At 64.2% G+C, this 1,886-nt stretch carries 1 protein-coding gene; it reads right to left on the bottom strand.

From position 1 onward, the window contains the following. Nucleotides 1–1,886: condensation domain-containing protein (locus HDE79_RS21720; RefSeq protein ID WP_255488551.1), on the bottom strand; the 1,886-nt coding region annotated here is incomplete at both ends.

The following is a 1,886-nucleotide window of genomic DNA, read 5'->3' as shown; positions in this document are numbered from 1 at the left end:
GGTGACTGGCGCACGCTGCGCTCGAAGGCTTCATGCACCAGGCATACCTCGGGCAACGCCCCCACCGGGCCCTCGCCCATCACCAGCACGCGCTCAGCCGCCGGTACGATCTCCAACGTCCGCACCGGACACTGTGGCGCGTTCTCCAAGGCATCAGCCAGGCTCTCCAGCGCCTGCTCCATGTAGGCGCAGATCCGTTCGGCCGAGAGTGTGTCCACTACCTGTGCCGTCAGGCCCAGCGAGCTGCCAAAGTCCTCCACCGAGAACGAAATCGGGTAGCTCGTGCGCTCCTCCGCTCCCAGCCATTCGATGCCTGCCAACGCCGACGTCGCTGCCTCCTTGTCCACCCCGATGACAGCGTTGTGCCGATAGTTCAGGATCGCGCTGAACAACGGTGCCGATGCCGACACCCCGCTGCAGCGCTGCGCGAGCGCCAACGACGCGTGCTCGTGATTGAGCAGATCGGCCAGGCGCACGTGCGCCGCACGCACGCTGCCCTCGACACCTTCTCCGGCCAGATCCAAGCGCAACGGCAACGTATTGATGAACAAGCCCATCGCCCGGTCGGCGCCCTCGCCGCCGTGCATGCGACCAAATAGCACCGTACCGAACACCACCGACTCTCGTCCCGAGGTTCGAGCCAGCACCTGGCCCCAGGCCAGGTGGCACAAGCTGGCCAGACTGACACCAAGCCGACGGCTATGCTGGCGCAGGCGTTCGTTTAGCGAGGCCGAAACCATCCGGTGCGACTCCACAACTGCGCTACCGTCGCGATACACATCCGAGACACCGAACGGCAGCGTCGGCTCATTGATGTCGCCCAACTGCTCGCGGAAGAACGCCTCGTGTTCCGTTTCGTCCACCCCGTACCGTGCCTGCGCCACCAGATTGCGGAACGGCTGCGGTGCCGGCAGCGTGTCACCCTTGCCGGCCAGGAAGGCCACTACCTCCGCCCGTATCACGTCCAGGGTCGAGTGATCGCCGATCAGGTGATGCAGCACGTGCAACACCACCCAGCGACTGGCTTCCGCATCGTAGGCCACGACCAGGCGCAGCAGCGAGGCCTCGCTCAGGTCGATTCGATAACGACGCGGATCGTAGCGCTCGGCCAGTTGTGCCTCGATCAGGCCATCCTTTGCATCCAGCTCCAGCTCCGTCACCGACAACCGCACGTTGCGCAAGACCACCTGCGCGGCAGTGGATATACCTTCCCAGACAAAAGCCGTGCGCAGGATGTCGTGACGGTCCATTACCTGTTGAAACGCAACCAGATAACGGTCGAGCAAAGCGCGGTCGGTAAAGGCCACCCGGCTGTACTGCAGGTACGGATCACCCTGCGTCGCCAACAAGTGGTGGAACAGGATGCCTTCCTGCAACGGCGACAATGCATAAATGTCCTGGATCGCCGCCACACCGCCCGGAATCCGGGCGACGATGCAATCCAGGTCTGCCTGCTTCAGTTCGATCAGCGGCAGCAGCTCCGGCGTGAGTGCGGTTATATCCGCCGTGATCCGGTTCGGTGGCACCACCACTTCCCGATGCCCACCCAAGGCCTGCGCCAAGTCGGCCAGGGTCGGTTTGGCAAACAACACACGGATCTCCGGACTGAGTCCCAGTCGGCGCAGCCGTTCCATGAGCTGGATGGCCAGCATCGAATGCCCGCCGAGCTCAAAGAAGTTGTCATGGCGGCCGACCTGCTCCACGCCCAGCAACTCCTGCCAGACCTCCGCCAACGCCGTCTCGACCTCGCCTTCCGGTGCCTCGTAGCTTCGGTGCGCGAACGCCTCATCACCCGGCGCCGGCAACGCCTTGCGGTCCAGCTTGCCATTGGGCGTTAGCGGCATCGCATCAAGAACCACGAACGCCGACGGCACCATGTAGTCCGG

This window comes from Rhodanobacter sp. MP1X3, assembly GCF_014207165.1.
GTDB lineage: Bacteria > Pseudomonadota > Gammaproteobacteria > Xanthomonadales > Rhodanobacteraceae > Rhodanobacter.
This window is presented reverse-complemented; position numbering and strand designations above follow the sequence as displayed.